This window comes from Dellaglioa sp. CoH-55-MRSF-6 (genome assembly GCF_056782215.1).
This window is the reverse complement of sequence record NZ_JBXAYJ010000002.1, coordinates 279,380-305,613: the sequence shown is the minus strand read 5'-3', so window position 1 is coordinate 305,613 and position 26,234 is coordinate 279,380. Positions and strand designations below refer to the sequence as shown.

General features: G+C 33.6%; 28 protein-coding genes and 1 other annotated feature. Of the genes, 24 read left to right on the top strand and 4 right to left on the bottom strand.

Going from position 1 to position 26,234, the window contains the following annotated elements; all coding sequences use genetic code 11:
• The 23 genes from AC1RPK_RS03330 to rpmF form a co-directional block, all read left to right on the top strand.
• Positions 1–1,476 (top strand): DNA translocase FtsK (locus AC1RPK_RS03330; RefSeq protein ID WP_481762406.1); only part of this gene is annotated, 1,476 nt, incomplete at its 5' end.
• A 69-nt stretch (positions 1,477–1,545) separates the two neighbouring features.
• Positions 1,546–2,877, top strand: coding sequence for a UDP-N-acetylmuramate--L-alanine ligase (murC, locus tag AC1RPK_RS03325; RefSeq protein ID WP_481761401.1), 1,332 nt, complete (start codon positions 1,546–1,548; stop codon positions 2,875–2,877).
• Between the two features lie 297 nt (positions 2,878–3,174).
• Positions 3,175–3,876: a Bax inhibitor-1/YccA family protein gene (locus AC1RPK_RS03320; RefSeq protein ID WP_481761197.1), complete on the top strand. Its 702-nt coding sequence runs from the start codon at positions 3,175–3,177 to the stop codon at positions 3,874–3,876.
• Between the two features lie 152 nt (positions 3,877–4,028).
• Positions 4,029–6,710: a DNA polymerase I gene (polA, locus tag AC1RPK_RS03315; RefSeq protein WP_481761198.1), complete on the top strand. Its 2,682-nt coding sequence runs from the start codon at positions 4,029–4,031 to the stop codon at positions 6,708–6,710.
• Between the two features lie 21 nt (positions 6,711–6,731).
• Positions 6,732–7,565, top strand: coding sequence for a DNA-formamidopyrimidine glycosylase (gene mutM / locus AC1RPK_RS03310; RefSeq protein WP_481761199.1), 834 nt, complete (start codon positions 6,732–6,734; stop codon positions 7,563–7,565).
• A 2-nt stretch (positions 7,566–7,567) separates the two neighbouring features.
• Positions 7,568–8,167, top strand: a complete 600-nt coding sequence (coaE, locus tag AC1RPK_RS03305; protein ID WP_481761200.1) for a dephospho-CoA kinase — start codon at positions 7,568–7,570, stop codon at positions 8,165–8,167.
• Positions 8,168–8,199: 32 nt separating this feature from the next.
• Entirely contained in the window at positions 8,200–8,688 is a 489-nt protein-coding gene (gene nrdR / locus AC1RPK_RS03300; RefSeq protein WP_409022693.1) for a transcriptional regulator NrdR, read from the top strand.
• A gap of 6 nt (positions 8,689–8,694) precedes the next feature.
• Positions 8,695–10,095, top strand: coding sequence for a replication initiation and membrane attachment family protein (locus tag AC1RPK_RS03295; RefSeq protein ID WP_481762173.1), 1,401 nt, complete (start codon positions 8,695–8,697; stop codon positions 10,093–10,095).
• Positions 10,095–11,033: a primosomal protein DnaI gene (gene dnaI, locus AC1RPK_RS03290; protein ID WP_409022691.1), complete on the top strand. Its 939-nt coding sequence runs from the start codon at positions 10,095–10,097 to the stop codon at positions 11,031–11,033. Before AC1RPK_RS03295 ends, dnaI begins: the two co-directional genes overlap by 1 nt.
• A 327-nt stretch (positions 11,034–11,360) precedes the next feature.
• Positions 11,361–13,307, top strand: coding sequence for a threonine--tRNA ligase (gene thrS / locus AC1RPK_RS03285; RefSeq protein WP_481761202.1), 1,947 nt, complete (start codon positions 11,361–11,363; stop codon positions 13,305–13,307).
• 59 nt (positions 13,308–13,366) lie between these two features.
• Positions 13,367–13,504: a sequence feature (ribosomal protein L20 leader region), on the top strand.
• Between the two features lie 56 nt (positions 13,505–13,560).
• Positions 13,561–14,061, top strand: a complete 501-nt coding sequence (infC, locus tag AC1RPK_RS03280) for a translation initiation factor IF-3 (protein ID WP_409022689.1) — start codon at positions 13,561–13,563, stop codon at positions 14,059–14,061.
• Between the two features lie 25 nt (positions 14,062–14,086).
• Complete coding sequence (rpmI, locus tag AC1RPK_RS03275; protein WP_057973380.1) at positions 14,087–14,287, top strand: 50S ribosomal protein L35; 201 nt, start codon at positions 14,087–14,089, stop codon at positions 14,285–14,287.
• Positions 14,288–14,345: 58 nt separating this feature from the next.
• Positions 14,346–14,705, top strand: a complete 360-nt coding sequence (gene rplT / locus AC1RPK_RS03270) for a 50S ribosomal protein L20 (RefSeq protein ID WP_409022688.1) — start codon at positions 14,346–14,348, stop codon at positions 14,703–14,705.
• A 308-nt stretch (positions 14,706–15,013) separates the two neighbouring features.
• Positions 15,014–15,547, top strand: a complete 534-nt coding sequence (locus AC1RPK_RS03265) for a YqeG family HAD IIIA-type phosphatase (RefSeq protein ID WP_409022687.1) — start codon at positions 15,014–15,016, stop codon at positions 15,545–15,547.
• Positions 15,540–16,676: a ribosome biogenesis GTPase YqeH gene (yqeH, locus tag AC1RPK_RS03260; protein ID WP_481761203.1), complete on the top strand. Its 1,137-nt coding sequence runs from the start codon at positions 15,540–15,542 to the stop codon at positions 16,674–16,676. The genes AC1RPK_RS03265 and yqeH overlap by 8 nt, the downstream gene beginning before the upstream one ends.
• A 17-nt stretch (positions 16,677–16,693) precedes the next feature.
• Positions 16,694–17,008, top strand: coding sequence for a ribosome assembly RNA-binding protein YhbY (gene yhbY, locus AC1RPK_RS03255; RefSeq protein WP_409022685.1), 315 nt, complete (start codon positions 16,694–16,696; stop codon positions 17,006–17,008).
• A gap of 26 nt (positions 17,009–17,034) precedes the next feature.
• Positions 17,035–17,682, top strand: coding sequence for a nicotinate-nucleotide adenylyltransferase (locus AC1RPK_RS03250; RefSeq protein WP_481761204.1), 648 nt, complete (start codon positions 17,035–17,037; stop codon positions 17,680–17,682).
• Positions 17,675–18,268 carry a bis(5'-nucleosyl)-tetraphosphatase (symmetrical) YqeK gene (gene yqeK, locus AC1RPK_RS03245; protein WP_481761205.1) on the top strand — a complete coding sequence of 198 codons (594 nt, stop codon included), beginning with the start codon at positions 17,675–17,677 and terminating at the stop codon, positions 18,266–18,268. The genes AC1RPK_RS03250 and yqeK overlap by 8 nt, the downstream gene beginning before the upstream one ends.
• Before the next feature lie 10 nt (positions 18,269–18,278).
• On the top strand, positions 18,279–18,635 hold the full coding sequence (gene rsfS / locus AC1RPK_RS03240; RefSeq protein ID WP_481761206.1) for a ribosome silencing factor: 357 nt from the start codon (positions 18,279–18,281) through the stop codon (positions 18,633–18,635).
• On the top strand, positions 18,635–19,375 hold the full coding sequence (locus tag AC1RPK_RS03235) for a class I SAM-dependent methyltransferase (protein ID WP_481761207.1): 741 nt from the start codon (positions 18,635–18,637) through the stop codon (positions 19,373–19,375). Before rsfS ends, AC1RPK_RS03235 begins: the two co-directional genes overlap by 1 nt.
• An 11-nt stretch (positions 19,376–19,386) precedes the next feature.
• Positions 19,387–20,529 carry a nucleotidyltransferase gene (locus tag AC1RPK_RS03230; protein WP_481762405.1) on the top strand — a complete coding sequence of 381 codons (1,143 nt, stop codon included), beginning with the start codon at positions 19,387–19,389 and terminating at the stop codon, positions 20,527–20,529.
• 80 nt (positions 20,530–20,609) lie between these two features.
• The gene (locus AC1RPK_RS03225) at positions 20,610–21,158 is read left to right on the top strand and encodes a YceD family protein (protein WP_409022679.1); all 549 of its coding nucleotides are present in this window, start codon (positions 20,610–20,612) and stop codon (positions 21,156–21,158) included.
• Positions 21,159–21,213: 55 nt separating this feature from the next.
• Positions 21,214–21,393 (top strand): 50S ribosomal protein L32, encoded by a 180-nt coding sequence (gene rpmF / locus AC1RPK_RS03220; protein WP_057973392.1) that lies wholly within the window; start codon positions 21,214–21,216, stop codon positions 21,391–21,393.
• A gap of 79 nt (positions 21,394–21,472) precedes the next feature.
• On the opposite strand, the gene AC1RPK_RS03215 is transcribed toward rpmF, so the two are convergent.
• Positions 21,473–21,976 carry a hypothetical protein gene (locus AC1RPK_RS03215; protein ID WP_481761209.1) on the bottom strand — a complete coding sequence of 168 codons (504 nt, stop codon included), beginning with the start codon at positions 21,974–21,976 and terminating at the stop codon, positions 21,473–21,475.
• Between the two features lie 184 nt (positions 21,977–22,160).
• Here AC1RPK_RS03215 and gndA point away from each other — a divergent pair, with 184 nt between their 5' ends.
• Positions 22,161–23,582, top strand: coding sequence for an NADP-dependent phosphogluconate dehydrogenase (gene gndA, locus AC1RPK_RS03210; RefSeq protein WP_481761210.1), 1,422 nt, complete (start codon positions 22,161–22,163; stop codon positions 23,580–23,582).
• A 258-nt stretch (positions 23,583–23,840) separates the two neighbouring features.
• On the opposite strand, the gene AC1RPK_RS03205 is transcribed toward gndA, so the two are convergent.
• From AC1RPK_RS03205 to AC1RPK_RS03195, 3 genes are all read right to left on the bottom strand, one after another.
• Positions 23,841–24,407: a hypothetical protein gene (locus tag AC1RPK_RS03205; protein WP_481761211.1), complete on the bottom strand. Its 567-nt coding sequence runs from the start codon at positions 24,405–24,407 to the stop codon at positions 23,841–23,843.
• Between the two features lie 91 nt (positions 24,408–24,498).
• A complete protein-coding gene (locus tag AC1RPK_RS03200) occupies positions 24,499–25,350 on the bottom strand; it encodes a DNA/RNA non-specific endonuclease (RefSeq protein WP_481761212.1) in 852 nt (283 codons plus the stop codon).
• A complete protein-coding gene (locus tag AC1RPK_RS03195) occupies positions 25,350–25,997 on the bottom strand; it encodes a sunset domain-containing protein (RefSeq protein WP_481761213.1) in 648 nt (215 codons plus the stop codon). Before AC1RPK_RS03195 ends, AC1RPK_RS03200 begins: the two co-directional genes overlap by 1 nt.
• Positions 25,998–26,234: the final 237 nt, after the last annotated feature.

The following is a 26,234-nucleotide window of genomic DNA, read 5'->3' as shown; positions in this document are numbered from 1 at the left end:
GTACAAGATAGCTATTATGATAATCAGTCAGATGAAGAAGTCAAAAGGTCAGATGCAAGTTATCAATTTCCATCACTTGATTTATTACCAGATCCTATTTTAGAAAATGCTGGTGAATTAGATGATTGGGTACTTTCTCAAATTGATGTATTAAATAATACATTGGAAGCATTCCATGTTAATGCAGAAGTTGATGGCTGGACAGTTGGGCCAACGGTGACCCAATTTGAAGTATCATTAGCTGCTGGTGTTAAGGTAAGTAAGATTACCAACCTTGTTGATGACTTGAAACTAGCGCTTGCTGCAAAAGATATCCGTGTAGAGGCGCCAATTCCTGGACGTAGTAGTGTTGGAATTGAAATACCTAATTTAAAATCAAGACCAGTCCTTCTCTCGGAAGTATTGAGATCTCCAGTGTTTATAGAAAATAAATCACCATTGACGGTGGCGTTAGGTGTCGATTTATTTGGTGAAGCACAAGTAACTAACTTACAAAAAATGCCGCATGGATTAATTGCTGGTGCTACAGGGTCTGGTAAGTCAGTTTTTATCAATAGTTTATTAGTTTCTATTTTATATAAGGCAACACCAAACGAAGTTAAATTGTTATTGATTGATCCTAAAGCTGTCGAATTAGCGCCATATCATGATATTCCTCATTTATTAGCACCTGTTATATCAGATGCAAAAGCAGCTTCGGCAGCTTTGAAATGGGCTGTTGATGAAATGGAAGAACGCTATCAAAAATTAGCTGCAGCTGGAGCTAAAAATATTGGTAACTTTAATCAAAAAGCAGAAGCTAATGGCGATTTTGGCCTAAAGATGCCGTATATTTTAATTATTATTGATGAATTAGCTGATTTAATGATGGTTGCTTCAAATGAAGTTCAAGAATATATTGCAAGAATTACACAAAAAGCTAGAGCAGCAGGAATTCATTTAATTCTGGCTACACAACGACCAAGTGTTGATGTTGTTACGGGTACAATTAAAAATAATATTCCAACTCGAATTGCATTTATGGTTTCTAGTCAAATTGACTCGAGAACTATCTTGGATACGGCCGGTGCTGAAAAATTACTTGGACGAGGCGATATGCTCTATCTAGGTAATGGATCAAGTCAGGCTGTTAGGTTACAAGGAACGTATATAGAAGATGAAGTAGATTTAATTACAGATTTTGTTAGAACTCAAGGAAAGCCAAGATATGCATTTAATCCAGATGGACTGAAAAAAATGGCAGATCAAAATGAACAACAAGATGATTTATTGCCAGGTATTTTAGATTTTATTGCGCACGAACAAACCATTTCAACTTCTAAATTACAGCGCGTCTTTTCAATTGGGTATAATAGAGCTGCCAATATTATTGACGAACTTGAAAATCAGCAACATATCTCACATGCTAAGGGGTCGAAACCTCGAGATGTGTATTTAAATGAAGATGAACTCAGACGGATGAGAGAAGAATTTTAACGACAAACTGAATATTAACTCATTTTATGGTAAAATTATGAATGAATAATGTCAGAAAAGGGGATAATGATGAATAACCAAAAAGTATATTATTTTGTAGGAATAAAAGGCTCAGGGATGAGTTCTTTAGCATTAATTTTACACGATCAAGGATTTAAGGTTGAAGGCTCTGATATTGACCAATATACATTCACACAACGTGGATTAGAATTAGCTAATATTAAGGTTTATTCATTTGATGAAAAAAATATCCATGAAGGTTTGACTGTAATTGCGGGAAATGCATTTACAGCGGATCATCCTGAACTTAAAAAGGCACGTGAAATGGGATTAGATATTGTCAGTTATCCTGAAATGTTAAGTCGATTAATGGAAGGTTACACAAGTATTGGTGTTGCCGGCTCTCATGGTAAAACAAGTACAACAGGATTGCTTGCACATGTCTTAAGTGGTATTGCACCAACGAGTTACTTAATTGGGGATGGTACTGGTAAAGGAAAACCTGATGCAAGATTCTTTGTTTATGAAGCAGATGAATACCGTCGACATTTTGTTGCCTATCACCCAGATTATTCAATTATGACTAATATTGATTTTGATCATCCAGATTATTTTACTGGTATTGATGACGTTTTTGATTCATTTGAAACAGTTGCAAAACAAACCAAAAAAGGAATATTTGCTTGGGGAGATGATCCTTTACTCCGTAAAATAAAAGCTGATGTTCCAATTTATTATTATGGTACAAAGGATTCTGATGATTTCCAAGCTCGTGATATAAAACGAACAACTAAAGGTTCTGAATTCGATGTTTATTATCACGATACATCATTAGGTCATTACCAAATTCCAATTTTTGGTGAACATAATATCTTAAATAGTTTGGCCGTTATTGCTGTTTCGTATTTTGAAAAAGTTGATTTAGAAGAAATTGCAAGTGAATTATTAAGTTTTAAAGGGGTTAAACGCCGGTTTAGCGAAAAGTATATTGGTGATATGACAATTATTGATGATTACGCACATCATCCATCAGAAATTAAAGCAACAATTGATGCTGCTCGTCAAAAATATCCTGATAAAGAATTAATTGCGGTCTTCCAACCACATACGTTTAGTAGAACTATTGCGTTGATGGATGATTTTGCAATTAGTTTGAATCTTGCCGATAAGGTTTATTTAACGGATATTTTCAGTTCTGCTCGTGAAACATCAGGTAATGTTTCTAGTGAAGATCTTGGTGCAAAGATTGTTAAGGGTGGCGAGATTATCAAACTTGATAATCTTTCGCCATTACTTGATTACAATAATGCAGTTGTTATTTTTATGGGCGCTGGAGATGTCCAAAAATATGAATATGCATATGAAGAATTATTGAGTAATTTAAGTTTTAAAAATAATTAGTTGCTGAAAAAGAAATGATTTTCGAATCATTTCTTTTTTATTACTTAATTTTTTTTTACGAAAAGTGAAAATTCTTGATAATTTTACATGATTTGGTACACTTGTCCTTATACATACAAGGGGTTATCCTTTAAAAAGGTTAATGCTGTATGAGGTTAAAAGTCATGTTGTATTCTGATTAAAATAAGTAGTATTGCTCTAACTTATTTCATTTTATTAAATTAGTTGTAATAGGTTTTAGTGTATTAATCACAATATTTTAAACATGATTTCTTAATTAACAAGGAGGAAAATAAGATGGATAATCAAAATAGCGTTATTATTAATGAAAAAGATGGATTAAATCATTTTTTAGCAAAATTATATGGGTATATGGCGCTTGCAGTTGGCGTTTCAGCTGTCACAGCATTTTTAACATTGACAGTATTTCAAAAATTAGTTTATGGCTTTATGGCAGAACATTCATGGTCAATTTGGGCATTATTTATTGTCCAATTGGTGGTTGTCTTAAATATTAACGTAAAGGCATCAAGGGCACCATTTGTAACATTTGCTTTATTGATGGGGTATTCTGTACTTGAGGGCGTAACGTTGTCGTTGATTATATCAATGTATTCAGTCGGGAATATCATTGCTGCATTTGCCGCAAGTTCGGCTGTATTCGTTACGATGACCATTTTAGGAAATGTTACTAAACGAGATTTAACTAAATTAGGCACACAGGCATTAGCAGCTTTGGTTGGACTAATTGTTGCTTCATTTGTAAATTTATTCTTACAAAGTGAACTTATTAATTACGTATTCTCATATATCGCTGTGATTATTTTCACCATTTTAACAGCGTGGGACACACAAAAATTAAGACAAGTATTTTTACAACGAGATAGCAATGTTTCAGTTTCTAACTTAGCTATGACAGGTGCACTAATGTTATATCTTGATTTTATTAATTTATTCATTTCATTCTTACAAATCTTTGGTTACGGTGGTAGAGATTAGTAATTCATAAATAAGAAGGTTAAACCTCCAAGTTAAGGATTTATAACTTGGGGGTTTTTATTACTTTATTGAGTTATTAGCGTATTCATTATTAATCACGGCTGATGTTTGGTAAAATAGAGATAGAGATTTTCAAAGGAGACGGATATTAAATGACTAATACTAATGAGAAACTACTATTGATTGATGGAAACAGTATTGCCTATCGTGCATTTTTTGCATTGTACCAATCTGTAGATAGATTTACAAACCAAGCTGGGTTACATACAAATGCATTATATGGGTTTAATAATATGTTGAATGTCATATTAGATACCGAAAAACCGACACATGTATTAGTTGCATTTGATGCAGGAAAGACAACATTTAGAACTAAAAAATATGATAATTACAAGGCCGGTAGATCAAAAACACCGCCAGAACTAAAAGAACAAATGCCATATTTTAGAGAATTACTAGCAGGATACGGCATTAAAACTTACGAATTAATTGATTTTGAAGCAGATGACATTATAGGCACAATGGCAAAAAAAGGTGAAGAAGCTGGATATAATGTGACTATTGTGACTGGAGATCGAGATTTAACACAATTAACAACCGATAAAGTAACAGTTTCTGTCACAAAAAAAGGCGTTAGTGAAATCGAAAAATTTACACCAGAGCATGTAATGGAAAAATTTGGATTAACACCATTGCAAATTATTGATATGAAGGGATTAGTTGGCGATACGTCAGATAATTATCCCGGTGTTACTAAAGTTGGTGAGAAGACTGCAATTAAATTATTAACAGAATATGACTCAATGGAGAATCTTTACGAAAATATTGATCAATTAAAGAAAAGTAAAATGAAAGAGCATTTAATTGAAGATAAAGATCAAGCATTTATGAGCAAAGATTTAGCCAGAATTCGACAAGATGCACCTATCACAATCGATTTTCCTGATACAAAATGGGATGGAAAAGACTTAGATAAGTTAGTTGCTTTCTATGAAAAAATGGATTTTAAAAAATTTTTAAGTCAATTAAATTTAAATTCAGCATCAGATAGTGTAGAAATGAATTTATTTCCAGAACCTAAAAAGACAGATTATAAAGTATTAACTAGTGATAATTTAGATGAATTATCTAAATTATCACAACCAATTTCTTTTTATTTAGAGATGTTGGAAGATAATTATCATACAGCAGATTTTGATGGATTTGCGATAGGTGATGGCAATCAATTTTTCGTAACACGAGATGTTGATTTGTTAAAATCTAAAACTTTAGTTTCAATTCTTTCAAATGATAAAATTAAAAAGAATGTATTTAATTTTAAACGTAATTATGTAGCATTGAACCGATTGGACATTCAACTTGCAGGAACTGAATTCGATCTTTTGTTGGCTTCATATTTGTTAGATACAAGTGATAATAGTAATGATCTTAGTAAAGTTGCACAGAAACATGATTACTATGACGTTAAGTCTGATGAAGAGGTATATGGTAAAGGCGTTAAACGTGCAATTCCAGAAGATGATGATATTTTCTTTAGTCATATGGCATCGAAAGTTGACGCCTTAAATCTTTTGAAAGAACCATTAATGGCCGGATTAGTTGATCATGAGCAAATGGATTTGTACACGGATATGGAACTTCCTCTTTCACTTGTATTAGCCAAGATGGAAATTCAAGGCATTAATGTGGATGCCGATAGATTGAAGATTATGAAAAAGGAATTTTCAACTATTTTAAGTGATATGGAAACTAAAATTTATAGTGAAGCTGGTGAAGAATTTAATATTAATTCACCAAAACAATTAGGCGTTATTTTATTTGAAAAATTAAAATTACCTGTTGTTAAAAAAACTAAAACAGGTTACTCAACTGCAGTTGATGTTTTAGAACAACTTAGTACAATAGCTCCAATTGCAGATTTAATTTTAAAATATCGACAAATTGCAAAAATTCAATCAACGTATGTTGAAGGATTATTAAAAGTTAGACATGAAGATAAGAAAGTTCATACAAGATACCTACAAACACTGACAGCGACAGGCCGATTATCATCTGTAGATCCTAATCTACAAAATATTCCGGTCCGCGTTCCTGAAGGTAAGAAAATTAGACAAGCATTTATACCTGAACATAAGGGATGGAAAATATTCTCATCTGACTATTCACAAATTGAGTTGCGTGTTTTGGCCCATATTGCGCATGATGCTAATATGCAAGAAGCTTTTAAAGAAGGAATCGATATCCATGCTAATACAGCAATGAAAATTTTTAGTTTAGAATCGCCAGATGACGTGACGTCAAATATGCGTCGAACAGCTAAGGCAGTCAATTTTGGGATTGTTTATGGTATTAGTGATTATGGATTGTCACAAAATATTGGGATTACTAGAAAACAAGCACAAACATTTATTGATACTTATTTAAATGAATTTACAGGCGTTAAGAACTACATGGAAAGCGTTGTGCGTGAAGCTAAAGATAAGGGCTATGTTGAAACATTATTCCATCGTCGTCGTTATTTACCAGATATTAACAGTCGAAACTTTAATTTACGTTCTTTTGCTGAAAGAACTGCAATGAATACCCCAATTCAAGGTAGTGCTGCGGATATTATTAAAGTAGCGATGATTAATATGAACAAAATGTTAGAAGAAGAACATTTACAAGCCAAAATGTTATTACAAGTACATGATGAATTAATTTTTGAAGCACCTGAAGAAGAAATTGCTATCTTGCAAAAGAAAGTTCCTGAAGTTATGGACGCTGCTGTTTCTTTAGAGGTTCCTTTAAAAGTTGAGAGTGCGTTTGGTGATAGTTGGTTTGATACTAAATAAAAAGTGGTTGGGGGTAATTATATGCCAGAATTACCAGAAGTTGAAACGGTTCGAAGAGGTCTTAGTCAATTAGTTATAGGTAAGACAATTAAATCAATTGATGTTTTATGGCCTAAAATTGTATCTGGGGATGTACTAGATTTTAAGCGTGAATTAGAAGGTAGAAAGATTGAATCAATCGATAGACTGGGTAAATACTTACTTTTTCGTTTTGATAGTAAAATGACAATGGTTTCTCATTTAAGAATGGAAGGCAAATATTTTGTCCGTGGATCAGATGAACCAATTGAAAAACATTCCCACGTCATATTTCATTTAACTGATGGGCAAGATTTAAGATACAATGATGTTCGTAAGTTTGGACGCATGCAACTAATCCCCACAGGTCGAGAACGTGAACTTTCGGGACTTAAGAAGCTAGGACCAGAACCGACAGAAGATGATTTTAAGCTCAGTTATTTCAAAAAATATTTATCTCGTAAGCATATGGCAATCAAGCCTGTGTTATTAAATCAAGAAGCGGTTGCTGGTCTTGGAAATATTTATGTTGATGAAGTTTTATGGATGAGTAAAATTAATCCGGAACAGCCAGCAAATTTAATTTCTGATAGGAAATTAGCTATATTACGTAAAAATATTATTCTTGAGCTAGCCACTGCGGTACAAGCTGGTGGAACAACAATTAGATCCTATACGGGTGCGTTTGGTGAGACGGGTTTGTTCCAATTTGATTTGAATGTCTATGGTCAAACAGGAAAACCATGTCCTAGATGCGGAGCGCCTATTGTTAAAATAAAAGTGGCACAACGAGGGACACACTACTGTCCACATTGCCAACCGTTAAAGGAAGTTTAAAAATGACTTATATTCTTGGACTAACTGGTGGCATAGCAACAGGTAAATCAACAGTTAGTCGTATTTTTAGAGAAGAAAATATCACAGTTATTGATGCAGACGTTATTGCGAGACAAGCTGTTGAACCAGAATCTGTAACATTAAAAATAATCATTCAAACATTTGGTGAAAAATATTTATCATTAACCGGGAATTTGAATCGAAAAGAGTTAGGTCAGCTAGTTTTTAATGATGCAACAGAGTTAAAAAAATTGAACGGCATTATGGTTCCTGCTATTAGAAAAGAAATCTTGTCACAAATAGAAGTCCAAAAAAAATTAGGTAGCCAGTTAATTATTTTGGATATGCCTTTATTATTTGAGCAAAACTACCAATTACTTTGTGATGCAGTAATGGTTATCTATGTACCTGAAACAGCACAATTAGAACGTTTAATGAAGCGGGATGAATTGTCTTTAGATGAGGCGATGTTAAGGGTTAAAGCACAATGGCCCATTCAAAAGAAAAAAGATTTAGCAGATTTTGTAATAGATAATTCAACAACGGTTGCCGTTACAAGGGTTCAAGTGCTAAACTGGCTTAGTAATCAAATTAATGGTTAAATAATGTAAATAAAAAATAATGAGGTGTCACAATGAAATGTCCACATTGCCAACATAATGGCTCTCGAGTCGTTGACAGTCGACCAACAGATGAAGGTCGCGTTATCAGACGACGTCGTGAATGTGAAAATTGTGAATTTAGATTCACAACATTTGAACGAGTTGAAGCTACACCACTACTTGTTATTAAAAAAAATGGAACACGTGAAGAATTTAATCGTGAAAAGATTCTTAAAGGTATTATCAGTTCTGCTGAGAAAAGACCAGTTTCAATGAAAGCTATCACTCATCTTGTGGATCAAGTGGAAAATAATGTTAGAGCATTAGGTGAAAATGAAATTTCTAGCCAACTAATTGGTGAATATGTTATGGGATTATTGGCTGATGTAGATGAAATTGCGTACATTAGATTTGCTAGTGTTTATCGCCAATTTAAAGATATGAGTGTTTTCTTAAAAGAATTAAATGAAATGATGGCTCGTGATAAAACACCTACAGATAAACCGGATTTGAAGGAATGATAATCAATGATTGATATATGCGGAAATATGAGTCCGAAAGACGGTTATGTCGTTTTAATGGATGAAAAAGTTACAAATGATGATATTGAACGACTAGACTACTTGTATCAACCTGTTATGGGTGTGATTGCGAGTGGTCTATTTGCTCTATTGAAAGGTGAGGCAGGTCAAAATCCACAATTATCTAATCGAAAGATGCATAGTGAATTACTTGCATTACTAAATATTGACATAGCAATGTTTTATGAAGCAAGAAGTGCCCTTGAAGCTTTAGGGCTTTTGAAGAGCTTTGAAAAAGAGGATGCAATAGGAAAAGTTGTTGTCTATCAATTGCGTCGACCTTTGCAAGCAACTGATTTTTTTACAGATGATTTACTAAGCACTTTACTCTGGGAATCGATTGGTGATGGTAGGTACAAAGAAATTACCACTCGATTTGCGTTACCAATTTTAAAATTAGATGGCTTCAAAGAAACATCTAAAAGTTTCTTAGATGTTTTCCAAGTTAATCAAGATCATTTGTCTAATAAACCTGATATTATTTCTGAAAGTAAAAAAGTTTTTTCAACGGACAAGAAGATACCGAAAAAGTTAGTTGAGTCAGGTAGTATTGAGTCATTTGATTTTAAATTTTTTATTGAACTACTGGAAAAGAGTTTCGTTTCTTTGGATAATATCAATGAACAGCGGGATTTAATTATTTCAGAGCATCTCTTGTATGGTATTGATGAAATCGAAATGGCCCAATTTATTGGAGATTCAGCTGACTTATCAACAAATGAAGTTGATTATAATTCATTCAAGCAACATATTGCTCACAAATATAATCAACAAATTAAACTGAAAAAACAAGAAGATTTAACAAGTAGTGATAATAAAAAGGTTAATATGAAATCTGTTGAAACGCTAAAAAAAGTTGGTTTTTCTGAAGAGGATTCGCAGTTAATTCTTGCGAGTGAAGCCTATAAACCTTTTGATTTTTTGAAATCGTTAAAAGAAAGCAAGGGTGGATATGTCACTGACAGTGAAGCATATCTGTTACAGCAACTTATTCAACGACAGATATTTTCTAATTCAGTCATTAATATTCTGATTCATTACATTTTGATTGACCGTGATTTATCAACACTTAATAAATCGTTTGTCGATACTATGGCTAATGATTGGTCACAGCAAAAAGTGAAGACACCTGAAGAAGCCATTAATCAGGTTCGACAATTTAACAATAAAAAGACTGAAACTAAGGCGTCAAACCAACGACAAAGAAAAATAATTAAAAAAGAGACATTGCCTGATTGGGCTAAAGATGACTATCAAGCACCAAAAGTGGATGTAAAAGTTGATAAGGATGAACTAAAAAGACAACTTGCTGAATTTAATAAAACAGCACCCAAAGGAGGAAAATGATGGAAGATTTAGGGACAGAAATCAAAAAATTTCTTGAAAAGGACAACCTGAGTGAAAGATATCCTAATGTTAATTATCGTGATTTAATGAGAAAAGTTTATGAAGATTCAGATGTCATCGCTTTTTTAGATAGAAATAAAGCTGAATTAACAGAGGATAGTATTCGACGCGCTGATGCAAAATTGTATGAATTCTTATCTGAAAAAAATAAAATTATTCTTGGTAAAGGAATGATAGCACCAGGTTATAAGCCACAATTGGTTTTGAATAATCATATGATTGATGTTTCCTATGTACCAACAGATTCTTTTATCGAGGCTCAAAAAAGTAGAGCATTAGCTAAGCGAGTTAAATCAATGAGTATGTCTAAAGATATCAAAAACGCGACTATGAATGGCTTTGATATGGATGAACGTGGGGATGCACTTAGCCAGAGTTTAAAATTTATAACAACATTTGTTGATAGTCCTAAATCTTATCACCAAGCAATGTATTTTTATGGTAGCTTTGGCGTTGGTAAAACATATCTTTTAGGTGCTATGGCCAATGAATTAGCAAGTCGAGGATACCAAACGACTTTAATGCATTTCCCTAGTTTTGCAGTTGAAATTAAAAATGCTATTAGTGATAATCGTGTTTATGACATGCTAAATGCTGTTAAAAAATCTGAAATTTTAATGATTGATGATATTGGTGCCGATGCAATGTCTAGTTGGGTTCGTGATGATATTTTAGGTGTTATTTTACAATATCGCATGCAAGAAGAATTACCAACTTTCTTTAGTTCTAATTTTTCGATGAAACAACTAGAAGATGAGCATTTACGTATTAGTCAAAAGGGTGAAGACGAGCCTCTTAAGGCAAAAAGAATTATGGAACGAATTCACTTTTTAGCAAAAGAAGTTAAGATTGTTGGAAAAAATCGTCGACCTAAATAAGAATAATAGTTGCTAAATTTCACTAAAAATGGTTAAATAGTTATTAAATTGATACGGAAGATTACATTCTTTTTTTATGTCCGCAGGGAGGGAAAGCATAGCTGAAAGCTTTTCTGGCAGAGAATAAGTGATGACCACTTCCATAATGTTGCCTGATTTTTATCAGGTCGGATTGGATCCGTTAAAATCTATGGAGAAAGTTTTGTTTCGGCAAAACTTTGAATTTGGGTGGAACCACGTTAATCGACGTCCCTAATACACGATTTTATTTGTGTATTAGGGACTTTTTTTGTATCAAAAAATATTAAAACAATGGAGGAAGTTAACATGTCAAAAATAAATATTACATTTCCAGATGGCGCAGTTAAAGAGTTTGATTCAGGTATTACGACTGAAGACGTTGCAAAGTCAATTAGTCCTAGTTTAGCTAAAAAATCAATTGCCGGTAAATTCAATGGTGTTTTGGTTGATTATCTTCGTCCATTAGAGGCAGACGGCGCTATCGAAATTGTTACTAAAGAATCTGCAGACGGATTAATCGTTTTATGGCATACAGCTGCTCAAGTTTTAGCTAATGCGTTACAACAATTATACCCAGGTATGAAATTTGGTATGAGTTCTGATATTGAAAATGGTTTCTATTTTGATACAGATAATGGTGAAACACAAGTTAGCGTTGATGATTTGAAGAAAATTCAAGATAAGATGAAATCAATTGTTAAAGAAAATTTGAAAATTGAACGTCAATTAGTTTCAAAAGCTGAAGCTCTTGAATTATTTGCTGGTGACCCATATCGTGCTGAATTAGTAGTTGAAGCTACTGATGAAAATGGACAAGTTGAAATTTACAAACAAGGTGAATTCGTTAACTTAAGCGATGGCGCACAATTACGCTCAACTGCTGATGTTAAAATTTTCCAATTATTATCAGTTGCTGGTGCATATTGGCAAGGTAAATCAAGTAATCCGATGTTACAACGTGTTTATGGTACAGCGTTCTTTAAACAAAAAGATTTAGATGCTGAATTAGTTCGTCGTCAAGAAGCACGTGAACGCGATCATCGAGTAATTGGTAATGACTTAGATTTATTCTTTGTAGATCCAAAAGTTGGTGCAGGATTACCATACTGGTTACCTAATGGTGCTACAATTCGTCGTACGATTGAACGCTACATTGTTGATAAGGAAGTTTCAAATGGTTATGATCATGTTTACACACCAATCTTAGCCAACTTGGATTTATATAAAACTTCTGGTCATTGGGACCATTATCGCGAAGACATGTTCCCACCAATGGACATGGGTGATGGCGAAGAGTTAGAGTTACGTCCAATGAACTGTCCTTCACATATTCAAGTTTACAAGCATCATATTCGTTCATATCGTGATCTTCCTATCAGAATTGCTGAATTAGGAATGATGCATCGTTATGAAAAATCAGGTGCACTTTCTGGTTTACAACGTGTACGTGAAATGACATTAAATGATGGTCATACTTTCGTTGCTCCTGATCAAATTCAAGAAGAATTTAAAAGCGTCCTTCGTTTAATGATGGAAGTTTATGATGACTTTGGGATTGCTGACTATTCATTCCGTTTGAGCTATCGTGATCCAGCTAACACAGAGAAATACTTTGATGATAATGAAATGTGGACAAAATCACAAAGTATGTTAAAAGGTGCTATGGATGATTTAGGCTTAGATTACTACGAAGCTGAAGGAGAAGCAGCATTTTACGGTCCTAAATTAGATGTTCAAACAAAAACAGCGTTAGGAAATGATGAAACGTTATCAACAATTCAATTAGATTTCATGATGCCTGAAAAATTTGAATTATCATACATCGGTGATGATGGTGAAGAACACCGTCCTGTTATGATTCATCGTGGACTTGTTTCAACGATGGAACGTTTTACAGCTTACTTAACAGAAATGTACAAAGGAGCATTCCCAACTTGGTTGGCTCCTAAACAGGTAACAATTATTCCTGTTAAAAACGATCTTCATGCCGATTATGCGCATGATTTACGTGCTAACTTAGTTGCTCGTGGTGTACGAGTAACGGTTGATGAACGTAACGAAAAGATGGGTTATAAGATGCGTCAAGCGCAAGTTACTAAAGTACCTTATATTTTAGTTGTCGGTGATAATGAAGTAGCTGAAAATACAGTTTCTGTTCGTCGACATGGTGAAGATGATTCAAATATCTTTACAAAAGAAGATTTTATTAACAACATTACAAAAGAAATTGCCAACTATAGTCGTAAAGCATAAAAAAGACTCATTTTAATTTGCTTGACAATGAGTCTTCAAGTTGGTATGATATAAAAGTTAAGAAAAAGCAGAGGCTCCCGCTTCTCGCCTGAAGAGACAAAGAGTCTCTGGGCAGAATATTATTGAAATTAAATTCCAATTAAAATGGATTTCAAGCGGGCTGCGATAATTTATTATTGTTGCCCGTTTTTCTGTGTTTTTTCTCAAAAAAATTTGGAGGTGCATTGCCATAGCAGTTGATAAAGTAGACAAAATGGTCAATGAAGGTATCCGCGCATCGGAACTTCGTTTGATCGGTGATGATGGCGAACAACTTGGTGTTAAAACGAAACAAGAAGCACTAGATATGGCAGAAATTGCTAATTTAGATGTTGTTGTTGTTGCCGCTAACTCAAAACCACCTGTTGCTAAGATTATGGATTACGGGAAGTACCGTTTCGAATTACAAAAGAAACAAAGAGAAGCCCGTAAAAACCAAAAGATTGTTAATGTTAAAGAAGTTAGACTTAGTCCAACGATTGATATTAACGATTTCAATACAAAATTGAAAAATGCCTCAAAATTCCTTGCAAAAGGTGATAAGGTTAAAGTATCAATTAGATTTAAAGGCCGTGCAATTACGCATAAAGAAATCGGACGTGATGTCTTGAATCGCTTCGCTGACGCAGCTAAAGAAGTTGCATCAGTTGAATCAAGAGCGAAGATGGATGGACGTAGTATGTTCATGATGCTTGCACCTAAGGCTGAAAAGTAAAGCTATATTAGGAGGATATTAGATTATGCCAAAACAAAAGACTCATCGTGCATCAGCAAAACGTTTTAAACGTACAGGAAATGGTGGCTTAAAACGCTCTAAAGCATATACAAGTCATCGTATGCATGGTAAAACTAAGAAACAACGTCGTCAATTAAGCAAATCAACTACAGTGTCAGCATCAGATAACAAGCGTATCAAACAAATGCTTTCACAAATGAAATAATAAATATAAATTAGACAATTGATGCCATTTTTAAATGGCTCAATAAGGAGGAATTTTCATGCCACGAGTTAAAGGTGGAACCGTTACACGTCAACGTCGCAAAAGAATGCTTAAATTAGCAAAAGGTTACCGTGGATCAAAACATATCCAATTTAAGGTAGCTAAACAACAAGTAATGAAATCGTACCAATATTCATTCCGTGATCGCCATCAAACAAAACGTAACTTCCGTCGTCTATGGATTGCACGTATTAACGCTGCAGCACGTATGAATGGTTTAAGTTACAGCAAGATGATGCATGGCTTGAAATTAGCTGAAATTGAAGTTAACCGTAAAATGTTAGCTGAATTAGCTGTTAAAGATTCAGCAGCATTTGCTGCTGTTGCAGAAGAAGCTAAAAAAGCATTAAGTAAATAATAACTTTTAAGAGGATACTTGACCAATTGTCAAGTATCCTCTTTTTTTAATAAAATTTCTGTAAATAAGTTAAGTATGTTATTTTTAGTGAAATCAAAAAAATTTTATGTGATATCAATGATTATGGTCTATGTAACTAATAAGACAAAATATAATCTTAAAAAGAGCAATATAAAATTGAAATAACTCGTTTCTATTATTTTAAAATGAGAAAATAAAATTAATTTCATTTGTTTTCATGGAAAACATGCAATTTTGTTGAAAGTACATTATACTTAGATTATTATTCTAAAATTGAGGTAGCTAACATGCTTGAGAGATATAAACCAACTTGGATGGTTGAATCAATTTATGATTTAACACCAGAGGATTTACAAAATCATGGAATTAAAGTTGTTATGACTGATTTAGACAATACATTAATTGCATGGGATAACCCAAACGGAACCCCAGAATTGAAGAATTGGTTAGAGCTTATAGCTGCGGCTTCAATTCCAGTGATTGTTGTATCTAACAATAGTCACGAACGTATTGAAAAGGCACTGGAACATATTGGATTACCATTTGTTTCCAGAGCTCTAAAACCATTTACAAAAGGAATTAACCAAGTTAAAAATGAATTTAAGATGAATAATCAAGATTTAGTTTTAATAGGTGATCAATTGATGACTGATATTGCTGCTGCGAATAATGCGGGCATTAAAAGTATATTGGTTAAACCACTTGTTGAATCAGACGCTTGGAATACAAAACCTAATCGTTTCATTGAAAAAAGAATTAAAAATCACTTAATTAAAAAACACGATTTTAAAACTAAATGGGGGAATTCATTGGATGACTGACATAATTGAAGTACCAGAAATTGACGAAGATCTTTTTTGTATTGGCTGTGGCTCAAAAATTCAAAGTGAAGAAGTAGATGAATTAGGCTATACACCTAAATCCGCAGTAAAAAAAGGACTTGAAACAAATGAACTATATTGCCAAAGATGTTTTAGACTACGACATTACAATGAAATTGCTGACGTTAAGTTAACTGATGATGATTTCCTAAAATTATTGAATCAAATTGGTAGTGCTGATGCATTAATCGTCAACGTTATTGATATTTTTGATTTTAATGGTAGTCTAATTCCTGGATTACATCGATTTGTGGGTGATAATCCTGTTTTAATGGTTGGAAATAAAGCTGATTTATTGCCTAAGTCATTGAGACGTTCGAAGTTAAAGGATTGGATGAGACAACAAGCTAATTTACAAGGATTACGACCAATTGATGTTGCATTGACAAGTGCAACAAAAAACTTTGCGATTGATGAATTATTAGAATTAATTGAAAAGTATCGTGAAGGCCGTGATGTGTACGTTGTTGGAGTAACTAATGTTGGTAAATCAACATTGATTAATCAAATCATTAAACAAAGAACAGGTGTCCAAGACCTGATTACAACTTCAAGATTCCCAGGAACTACGCTTGATAAGATTGAAATTCCATTGGACGATGATCGAGCTTTAATTGATACACCAGGTATTATTCATCAAGACCAGATGGCTCATTATCTATCAGGTAAGGCGCTAAGATTAGTTTCTCCTCAAAAAGAAATTAAACAACGCGTCTATCAGTTAAATGAAAACCAAACATTATTCTTTGGGGCTGTTGCAAGATTTGATTACATTTCAGGGGGAACTCCTGGTGTTGTCGTTTATCTTGATAATGATTTAATGATTCATAGAACAAAAACTGAGACTGCAAGTGAATTTTATGAGAAACATGCTGGTGGTTTATTAAATCCACCAACAGATGATGAAATGAACGACTTCCCAGAATTAGTTCGTTTTGAATTTAAAGCAACACAAAAAAGTGATTTAGTTTTTGCCGGACTTGGATGGGTAACCATTAATGAGGGTGCTAAAGTCGCTGGCTGGGCACCAAAAGGTGTTTCGGTTCTTTTACGTAAAGCAATGATATAAGAGGAGTTAACTAACATATGACATTAAGAGGCAAACAAAAAAGATATCTACGCAGTCAGGCACATCATTTACGTCCACTTTTCCAAGTTGGAAAAGAAGGCGTGTCTACTAACTGGTTAAACCAAATTCGCGAAGCAATTGAAAAACGCGAATTAATCAAAATTAACATGCTACAAAATGCAACAATTGATACAAATGAAGTTCGTATTTTTATTGAATCTAATAGTTCAATTCAAGTTGTTCAAGTGATTGGTCATACATTAGTGCTTTATCAAGCAGCAACAGATGTCGAAAATCGAGATATCTCTGACAAAGTTAATTTACTCGCTTAATTTAAAATTTTGAGGAGGTTTTTAGCTTGACTATTCAAGTCCAAAAATTAAAAGAAATTAATTTAGTTACGAAATTTAAGACTAAACCCATTCTTGATAATACGAAAAAGCGTGTTGGAATTCTCGGGGGTACGTTTAATCCGCCTCACTTAGGTCATTTAATAATTGCTGATCAAGTTTGTCAGCAATTAGGATTAAGTGAAGTTCGATTTATGCCGGATGCAACACCACCACATGTGGATAAAAAGGAAGCAATTGATGCAAAGTATCGCCTTGATATGGTTAATCAAAGTATCGCGGATAACGATAAGTTTAAGCTGGAAGATACTGAAATTAATCGCGGTGGTATTAGCTACACCTATGACACTGTGGTTGCTTTAAAAGCAGCTCATCCGGAAAATGATTACTATTTTATTATTGGCGGCGATATGGTAGATTATTTACCGAAATGGTCTCGTATTGATGAATTAGTAAAATTAGTACATTTTGTTGGAGTTAAACGAACGGGATTTGAACAAACAAGTCAGTATCCTATACTTTGGGTTGATGTACCAACAATTGATATTAGTTCAACACAAATTCGAGATAAGATAAAAAAAGGCTGTTCAATTAATTATTTAGTACCTAAGGCAGTCTCAAATTATATTGAGAAAGAAGGGTTGTATCGTGAATAATTTAGTTTATTCTAATAATCTTTTTAGTGGAACTAGAGAAGAATTAGTACAGATTTTGAAGGAAACTTTGAGTGAAAAAAGATTTCAGCATGTGTTAAATGTTGAAAAATCTGCAATTGAACTTGCTCAAAATAATAATGGTGATATTGAAAGAGCAAGTATTGCTGGACTTATTCATGATTATGCCAAGGAGCGGACAGATGACACCTTTATCAGAACAATTAAGCAAAAACATATGGATCCTGATTTATTAAATTGGGGGAATGCTATCTGGCATGGAATTGTTGGCGCAGAGTTGATACATGATGAATTAGGTATTACAGATGATAAAATTTTAACATCAATTGTGAAGCATACGACAGGCGATGTTGAGATGGATTTGTTGGATAAAATTGTCTACGTCGCTGATTTCATCGAAGAAGGTAGGACGTTCTCTGGCGTTCTTGAAGCACGAAAAAAAGCATTTGAAAGTTTGGATGCAGCTGTTGGATTTGAAACAAAACATACACTAAGTTATTTAATTAATACCAATAAAAGAGTGTATCCTAAAACAATTTTGACCTTTAATAAATGGGTCGCAGAATAGAGGAGTAATAATGAATAGTATAGAAAAATTAGAAATCGCAGTTAAGGCTGCTGACAGTAAACGTGGCGAAAAGACGGTGGCTATTGATGTCCATGAAATTAGTCTATTAGCTGATTATTTCATGGTGACACAAGCTGACTCAGCTCACCAAGTTAAGGCTATCGTCAAAGAAATTCAAGATCAAGAAGAACTAGCAGGTGTTGAAGTCCGTCGTATTGAAGGACGTAATTCAACTAGTTGGGTTTTATTAGATTTTGGAGATTTAATTGTGCATGTATTTAAAACTGAATCACGTGAATTTTATGATCTTGAAAAATTCTGGTCTGAAGGCGCATCTGTAGATTTATCAGCATGGATTGAAGAATAATGATTTATACCACCTTTTCAAAATTGTATGATCAATTAATGGATCCTGATTTATATGATTCTTGGCAAACATTTGTCGAAACACAAGTTCCTGATAAGAAAACTGAAATTCTTGAATTAGCTTGTGGTGCAGGTCAATTAGCAATTGCTTTAACGCAATCTGGTTATTCAGTCGTTGGTTTAGATTTATCTGAAGAAATGTTATCAATTGCTGACCAACACGCACAGGATGCGAATGTATCCTTGCCTTTAGTACAAGGTGATATGATGAATTTGGAAGAGGCAGAGTTACCACAATTTGATGCGGTAACTTGTTTTGCTGACTCATTTTGTTATTTACCTGACGCTGATGCTGTAGGAAACGTTTTTAAATCAATTCATGGATTACTACAAGAAAATGGTCGATTCATTTTTGATGTTATCTCAACCTATCAAACGGATGAGATTTATCCAGGTTATATGTACAACTATCAGGATGATGATCAAGCTTTTTTGTGGTCAACATTTAAAGATGAAGAGCCACACAGTGTCGTTCATGAATTAACTTTTTTTGTCAAAAATGATACTAACTGTCAATTTGAACGTCTAACTGAGGACCATCATGAACGAACATATTCAGTTAATACGTATACTGAATTGTTAAAAAATGCTGGATTTAAGAATATTAAAATTTCGGCTGATTTTGGCACAAGTCAAGTTGATGATAAAACAACAAGACTATTTTTTGTCTGCGATAAATAGGAGTGAGTTACTTGGACACGACTGGGGTTATTGTTGAATATAATCCGTTTCATAACGGACATTTGTATCAGATTAATCAAATAAAAGAAAAGTATCCTGATACGACGATTATTGCCCTTATGAGCGGACAATTCTTACAGAGAGGTATTCCAGCTGCACTTGATAAAGAGAGCCGTACGGAGCAAGCATTGCAATCTGGTGTTGATTTAATAGTTGAGTTACCCGTTGCATTTTCTGTTCAACCGGCTGATTTGTTTGCTCAAGGTGCCATTAAATTATTGGCCGGATTAAAGATAACCAGACTTGTTTTTGGTGCTGAACATCCTGATTTGGATTTTATGACTATCGCAACTGAAATTCAAACGTTAGATAGTGAGTTTAATCAGTTTAATGAAACGTATGCCACACAATATCAACGAGCTGTTTTTGAAAAAACAGGTGTTCAAATTAATCGGCCTAATGATTTGTTAGGTTTAGCTTATGCTGAAGCCTGCATAGCCGAAAAAGCCGAAATCCAGTTATGTCCGATTCAACGTATAGAGGCTGATTACCATGAAACAAAATTTGTTGATACTCAAAAAATTACAAGTGCAACAGCAATTAGATTAGCAGTTCAACATCAAGAATCGATTGTAGAAGTTGTTCCTAATCAAACTCGACTTGATTCAGAAAATGAAAGATGGGCCGATTGGACAGATTTTTGGCCATATCTTCGATATCAGTTGAGTCTATCAACACCAGGTCAATTATCGTCGATTTATGGCATGTCTGAGGGTATTGAGTATCGTTTGTTGCAGCAGTACGAAAAGTTGCCTGACGAGGCTAATTTTGATGATTGGGTCCAAGCCGTTAAGTCGAAACGAGTAACTTATACAAAAATCTCAAGACTAGCAACTTATATTTTGTTACAAATAAAGCAAAATGAAATTGACAAACAATATAAGCAGCCTTATTATCATGTCTTAGGGTTCTCAAAAAAAGGTCAAACGCTGCTTAATCATTTAAAAAAGGAAGTGCCATATCCTATAATAACAAAAATTAGTAAAAAGGATAAAGAGGGACTTTACCAATTAGATTATCGAGCAGGAATTATTTATGGGCTAGTTAGTCATAAAAAATCGGATCTTTTTAGAAGACCTAAACAAATTAATTAACATACTGTCAAGGATATACCATTGACAATGTTTTTAATCACAGGTATAATCATAAGCGTTGCATTAGGAGGCATATTTGCATGAAATGGTCCTTAGTTGAGTTAAAAAAACAAAGTGATGAACCACTTCAAGTTGACGAAATGTTAAACCTTTCCGAAGGATTAATGCTGCGCAACAAAACAATTACAGCTGTTTCAGAAGTCCATGTTACGGGCATTCTGTCAGCAGATCATCAAGATGTCATTGGTCATTTTAACGTTAGTTTAACAGTTGAAATGCCATCAACACGATCATTAAAGAGTGTCGATGTCCCATTAAATTTTTCAGTTGATGAATTTTATGTAGGCTATCGCGATAAAGCACTTGAACGGTTTGATAAAAATGATGTTGTAATTATTTTGGAAGAAGATATGCTCAATTTGAATTCTGTGATAGAGGATAATGTGTTATTACAGATTCCGATGCAGATACTGACTGATGATGAGAGAAAAGCAGAAGATTTACCAACCGGAGACGACTGGGAAGTTCTTACTGAAGATAAACTCGTACAGGTTAGAAAAGAAAAAGTTGATCCTCGATTTGCCTCATTACAAAATTTTTTTGATAATGATGGTTCTGAAGAGGAATAAACATAACAATACTTTTATTAAAAGTTTTGGATAATTTTAAAGGAGGTGTTTGATAATGGCAGTACCAGCACGTAAAACATCAAAAACACGTAAGAGAATGCGTCGTACGCATTACAAGTTAACTGTCCCAGGTATGAGCGCTTGCCCTAACTGTGGCGAATTAAGAAAATCACATTATGTATGTCCTAGCTGTGGTTTTTATGACGGAAAAGAAGTCGTAAAAGTAAACAACTAAATCTACATTAAGTAAAAAGCCTTAACAACCATGGTGTTAAGGCTTTTTCTGTACAAAAAAAATAAGATTCAATTGAATCTTATTTTTTTTCACTAATTTTCAAACTTATAATTTTGAAGTCTGTCTCTGGATCAAAAAATTGAAAAGGTAATTTGGCATGGCTTTCAATATAAGTTACATTTTTAGCCGGTGTTTTAACAGCCTTAAAAGTGGGCGATTTGATAGATTTAATTAAATCTATCAAATCTAGAAGTAATAACTCTGGTTTGTTACTAAGATTAGACCAGCCTGAAAATTCGGAACGATAATTTTTAAAGATTGTTTTTCTTATCGGACTGATGAAAGCATTACTACTGTCATTTTCGTAAGGAATTGACTGAGATGCGATAGTGTGCTGACTTGTGGTACTATAAATTTGAATTCGACTATCTTTTAAATCTAAAAAATCGGCCGTTAATAATTTGTCGTTAACTTGGACAACTAAGTCAAAAGTAGGGATATTGTTAGAAAATTCTGCTTTTGCGCGACTGTATAAAAAAGTATCGATGGCATAATATAATTCTTGTACTTCAACTAATTTCATATTTGAAAGACCTCCTGAAATCAGTATAACAAAAAAAGGTAAAATAGATAGGAATTTTTGATGTCTAGTGTATAATTGACGTTGAAAGTTAAATGGGTTTATTGACAAAGTCGGTAGCTGATACTTTCTTAGATTACATGGTTTTTGATTCACAAAAAATTAAAGAAATGTAGGAGGTATTATAATGGATAAAGCACAAATTGGTGTTATTGGAATGGCTGTTATGGGTAAAAATCTCGCATTGAATGCTGAGAGTCGTGGCCGTACGGTAGCTATTTATAATAGAACGGGAGCTAAAACTGAGCAAGTTATGAAAGACCACTCAGAAAAAAAATTAGTACCCAGCTACTCAATTAAGGATTTTGCAGATTCATTAGAAAAACCTAGAAGAATTATTATCATGGTAAAAGCTGGCAAACCAACTGATGCTGTTATTGCAGAACTATTACCATTCTTAGATAAAGGTGATGTTTTAATTGATGGTGGTAATACTTACTTTGAAGATACAGTACGCCGTAATGCAGAATTAGATAATTCTGGAATTAACTTTATTGGAATGGGCGTTTCAGGTGGCGAAATTGGTGCACTTGAAGGACCATCAATGATGCCAGGTGGCCAAAAAGAGGCATATGACCTTGTTGCACCAATTCTTGAGGAAATGTCTGCTAAAGCTAGCGATGGGACACCATGTGTGACTTATATCGGTCCTAACGGTGCTGGTCATTATGTTAAGATGGTTCATAATGGAATTGAATATGGTGATATGGAATTAATTTCTGAATCATATCATTTGTTAAGAGATTTATTAGGCCTCTCAGTTGATGAAATCGCTGATATCTTCTCTGACTGGAACAAAGGTGAATTGGATAGTTACTTGATCGAAATTACTGCTGATATCTTAACACGTAAAGATGATTTAGGCACTGGTAAACCTATTGTTGATGTTATCCTCGATCGTGCTGGAAATAAAGGTACTGGTAAGTGGTCATCACAGAGTGCACTTGAATTAGGTGTTCCTCAGTCAGTTATTTCTGAATCTGTTTATGCACGTTACATTTCAGCAATGAAAGAAGAACGTGTTGAAGCAAGTAAAGTTTTACCTAAACCAGAAGTTAAATTAGGTGAATTAGATAAAAAAGAATTAATTGAAAAAATTCGTGAAGCATTATACTTTAGTAAAATCATGAGTTATGCACAAGGATTTGAACAATTACGTGTTGCCTCAGAACATTATGAATGGGATTTAAACTTTGGTGATATGGCTAAGATTTGGCGTGCTGGATGTATCATTCGTGCCCGTTTCTTACAAAATATTACTGACGCATTTGACGAAAAAGCTGATTTAAATAACATCTTATTAGATGGTTACTTCAAAGATATTGTTAAAAAATATCAAGAATCAGTTCGAGATATCGTTGGTATTGCTGTTAAAGCTGGTATTCCAGTTCCTGGATTCAGTGCAGCAATTACGTATTACGATCAATACCGTTCAGAAGTTTTACCTGCTAATTTAATTCAAGCACAACGTGATTACTTTGGTGCTCATACGTATGAACGTACTGATAAACCAGGTTCATTCCACTATACTTGGTATACTGAACAATAAAAAAAGTTAATAAATATACTAAAAAAGGCTATCTAACAACGATTTAAAAGTTGTTAGATAGGCCTTTTTTTCTTTTGGTTACGCTTTTGGTTACGTTTGAGTTAAGTATCTAAATATTGTAATAGTTTTGAAGTTACTGTTATATAGATTTGGGTAATCCTTACATTGGAATGACCAAGTAGATCTTCAATGCTGTTAAAGGAGGTACCGACTCCATGTAAAATTAACAAACACAAAATTGTTATCACTCTTTAAAAATTAACGTTGATATCCTAAATTTGGAGAAGTGACTTTTCCAGTAGATTTATTGACGTCAAATTCTACCATGTGTGTTTCAGTATCGAAGACGGATACAATATATTTATTACCTTTATCTAAAGTATCGCTTGATTTAACTTTTGGTTCCCAGTCGCTTGTCTCATTATTGAATGATTTAAAATAGCTTAAAGCAAGTGATTCAGCTTTTGATTGCGTCATCTTAGTTGATGTAGATGAACTTGTAGATTTTTCAGTGGTAGTAACGTTATTTTTCTCAGCCTCAATACTAGAAGAGCTTGCGGCAATAGAACTTTCAGCTGCGGTAATTGAAGAACTTGCAGCTGAGATGCTAGATGCTTGAGCAGATGATTCTGATGATGCTTTACTTTCGGAAGTTGCTTTTTTTATGGACTCTTTCTTACTTGATTCCTTTTTAGCTTTTATAATACTAGATGATGCAGCCTCAGAAGATGAAGAATCCTTACTTGTATTCTTGCTATTCCCACATGCAGTTAGTGAAAGTAGTGTGATGGCAGTAATCCCGACTATTGTTATTTTTTTATTCATAACACAAATTCCTCCAAATATTTTTATAGTAAAAAGCGAGCAGTGGGAATTGAACCCACTCGAAGTATCTATACGCCCGTTATCTATTTGTTTAATTTAGTGTACTAGTACCATCCCTATAATTAAGAGTAACACCGGCCTCTACATTAAAAATGTAAGTATTGAATTTAATTGAGGAGCTACCAATAGATTGAGCTTCCATTTGTACGCCACGAGCAAGAAGTTCATCTCCTCTGAATATTGGAGTAACGCGGTATCTAATATAGTTATTAGGATGTTCTTTAAGGTAAGTAGCTATATCCATTTCATGGGCAAGCATTTCAGGTGCATTCAGTTCACGAGTACCCGTAATTAAATTCTTTGGATTATTGTTCTGACCTGATAATTGATAACCAATTAAATGGCTACGATTATATAACCATCCGTTACTAATACGTTTATTTTTCCAGCCAGTAGGGTTCCAAGTTAACCCTTCGCGTTTCGCGGTAGGCATTAAAGATTTACTTAACATTGCATTGGCGGTTCCAGCACGATTCAGAGAATCTAGGTTGCTGTACGCTTCCCAAGTACCTTTACTAGTAGATAGGGTGCTTTCGCTGAAAGTAGGAATATTATTATTAACTTCTATTTCAGATTTATCACTATAGTTTAGAGATGATAAATCAAGTGTCTTAGATTTTTTAGTTGTTTCTTTTTTTGAAGAATCTTTACTATCATATTTAGCTAACTTATTTTTTAATTCTTTGATTTCTTTGTTAAGTTTGTCTAATTTCACTTGTTCTTTATCAACTTTATTATTAATTTCTTCTGCTTGCTTTTTGGCAGTATAGTCGTAAGTAACATGTGAATCAGATTTTGCTAAAACGGTAGTCGTGTTACTGATACCAATAAAAGTGAATGATAAAATTAGAACACGTATTAATAAATGATTAGTTGATTTCATTATTTTTTCGCCTTTCTATATCCAGCATCTTGAGCGGCTTGTTCTGTTTGGAAAGTAATCGCATTTGATTTACTCATTTTATAACCAGTTTGACCGGGAGTATGGTAAATTTTAGAATTAGTATTACCGATGATGGATCCTCCGCCAGTAGTAACAGAATCTGCGTTAGATGAATCCGTAGATGTAGAATTATTTTCTTTTTGAACGCTGTTAAAATGTTCTTGTTCTTTTTTTGCAGCTAGTCTTTGAGAACTTTCAGATTTAGATTTAGCTTTAGATTCACTTTCTTTTTCAGAAGTGGCTTTAGATTCTTTCTCATTTAATTTTTTACTCAATGATTCAGCTTCAGATTCTTTTGAAGAAACTTCTTTTTTTATAGATTCATATTTTGACTCTGCCTTTTTCTTATCGGCAGAGCCAACTTTTGTTACGGTAGTAAGGGGCGATTGTTTTTTAGTTGGTTCGGCCTGACTAGTCATCCCAATGCCTACAAGTGAAATGATCAGTACAGCAGTAGGGTACCAAACCCGTTTCTTGATTTTAGTGTATATATTTGGATTTTTAGTTTTTGTCATAAATCTTTTAACTGTGTAGTAAATAATAAAATATATTGAAATAAAAAAAATAAGTGCAAATAAAACGTTCATAATACGTGTTCCTCCAAAGATTTTTGTAATGTAAAATAAGCAATAAAAATTGTCTCAGTAATAAAAGTTATGTTGGTAATCTTTTTAAGACAGAAAGCTTGATTGGGCGGAACTAGATTCTTTGACACTAGCATTTCTACTTGAAGAAGGTGCAGTGATACCAATTAGAACGAGTAAAATAAATGAGATTAGGAAACTAAATAATATTAATTTTCTTGCATGATTAGTATCCTTTTT

Excerpts from the sequence above, each read along its gene's own strand:
- AC1RPK_RS03195 (WP_481761213.1), bottom strand. The coding sequence starts at position 25,997 with ATGAACGTTTTATTTGCACTTATTTTTTTTATTTCAATATATTTTATT.
- AC1RPK_RS03235 (WP_481761207.1), top strand. The coding sequence starts at position 18,635 with ATGATTTATACCACCTTTTCAAAATTGTATGATCAATTAATGGATCCT.
- murC (WP_481761401.1), top strand. The coding sequence starts at position 1,546 with ATGAATAACCAAAAAGTATATTATTTTGTAGGAATAAAAGGCTCAGGG.
- AC1RPK_RS03265 (WP_409022687.1), top strand. The coding sequence starts at position 15,014 with ATGCTTGAGAGATATAAACCAACTTGGATGGTTGAATCAATTTATGAT.
- AC1RPK_RS03320 (WP_481761197.1), top strand. The coding sequence starts at position 3,175 with ATGGATAATCAAAATAGCGTTATTATTAATGAAAAAGATGGATTAAAT.
- dnaI (WP_409022691.1), top strand. The coding sequence starts at position 10,095 with ATGGAAGATTTAGGGACAGAAATCAAAAAATTTCTTGAAAAGGACAAC.
- coaE (WP_481761200.1), top strand. The coding sequence starts at position 7,568 with ATGACTTATATTCTTGGACTAACTGGTGGCATAGCAACAGGTAAATCA.
- rplT (WP_409022688.1), top strand. The coding sequence starts at position 14,346 with ATGCCACGAGTTAAAGGTGGAACCGTTACACGTCAACGTCGCAAAAGA.
- AC1RPK_RS03205 (WP_481761211.1), bottom strand. The coding sequence starts at position 24,407 with ATGAATAAAAAAATAACAATAGTCGGGATTACTGCCATCACACTACTT.
- rsfS (WP_481761206.1), top strand. The coding sequence starts at position 18,279 with ATGAATAGTATAGAAAAATTAGAAATCGCAGTTAAGGCTGCTGACAGT.
- thrS (WP_481761202.1), top strand. The coding sequence starts at position 11,361 with ATGTCAAAAATAAATATTACATTTCCAGATGGCGCAGTTAAAGAGTTT.
- AC1RPK_RS03295 (WP_481762173.1), top strand. The coding sequence starts at position 8,695 with ATGATTGATATATGCGGAAATATGAGTCCGAAAGACGGTTATGTCGTT.
- rpmI (WP_057973380.1), top strand. The coding sequence starts at position 14,087 with ATGCCAAAACAAAAGACTCATCGTGCATCAGCAAAACGTTTTAAACGT.
- yqeH (WP_481761203.1), top strand. The coding sequence starts at position 15,540 with ATGACTGACATAATTGAAGTACCAGAAATTGACGAAGATCTTTTTTGT.
- AC1RPK_RS03215 (WP_481761209.1), bottom strand. The coding sequence starts at position 21,976 with ATGAAATTAGTTGAAGTACAAGAATTATATTATGCCATCGATACTTTT.
- infC (WP_409022689.1), top strand. The coding sequence starts at position 13,561 with ATGGTCAATGAAGGTATCCGCGCATCGGAACTTCGTTTGATCGGTGAT.
- mutM (WP_481761199.1), top strand. The coding sequence starts at position 6,732 with ATGCCAGAATTACCAGAAGTTGAAACGGTTCGAAGAGGTCTTAGTCAA.
- nrdR (WP_409022693.1), top strand. The coding sequence starts at position 8,200 with ATGAAATGTCCACATTGCCAACATAATGGCTCTCGAGTCGTTGACAGT.
- AC1RPK_RS03200 (WP_481761212.1), bottom strand. The coding sequence starts at position 25,350 with ATGAAATCAACTAATCATTTATTAATACGTGTTCTAATTTTATCATTC.
- yhbY (WP_409022685.1), top strand. The coding sequence starts at position 16,694 with ATGACATTAAGAGGCAAACAAAAAAGATATCTACGCAGTCAGGCACAT.
- polA (WP_481761198.1), top strand. The coding sequence starts at position 4,029 with ATGACTAATACTAATGAGAAACTACTATTGATTGATGGAAACAGTATT.
- rpmF (WP_057973392.1), top strand. The coding sequence starts at position 21,214 with ATGGCAGTACCAGCACGTAAAACATCAAAAACACGTAAGAGAATGCGT.
- gndA (WP_481761210.1), top strand. The coding sequence starts at position 22,161 with ATGGATAAAGCACAAATTGGTGTTATTGGAATGGCTGTTATGGGTAAA.
- AC1RPK_RS03225 (WP_409022679.1), top strand. The coding sequence starts at position 20,610 with ATGAAATGGTCCTTAGTTGAGTTAAAAAAACAAAGTGATGAACCACTT.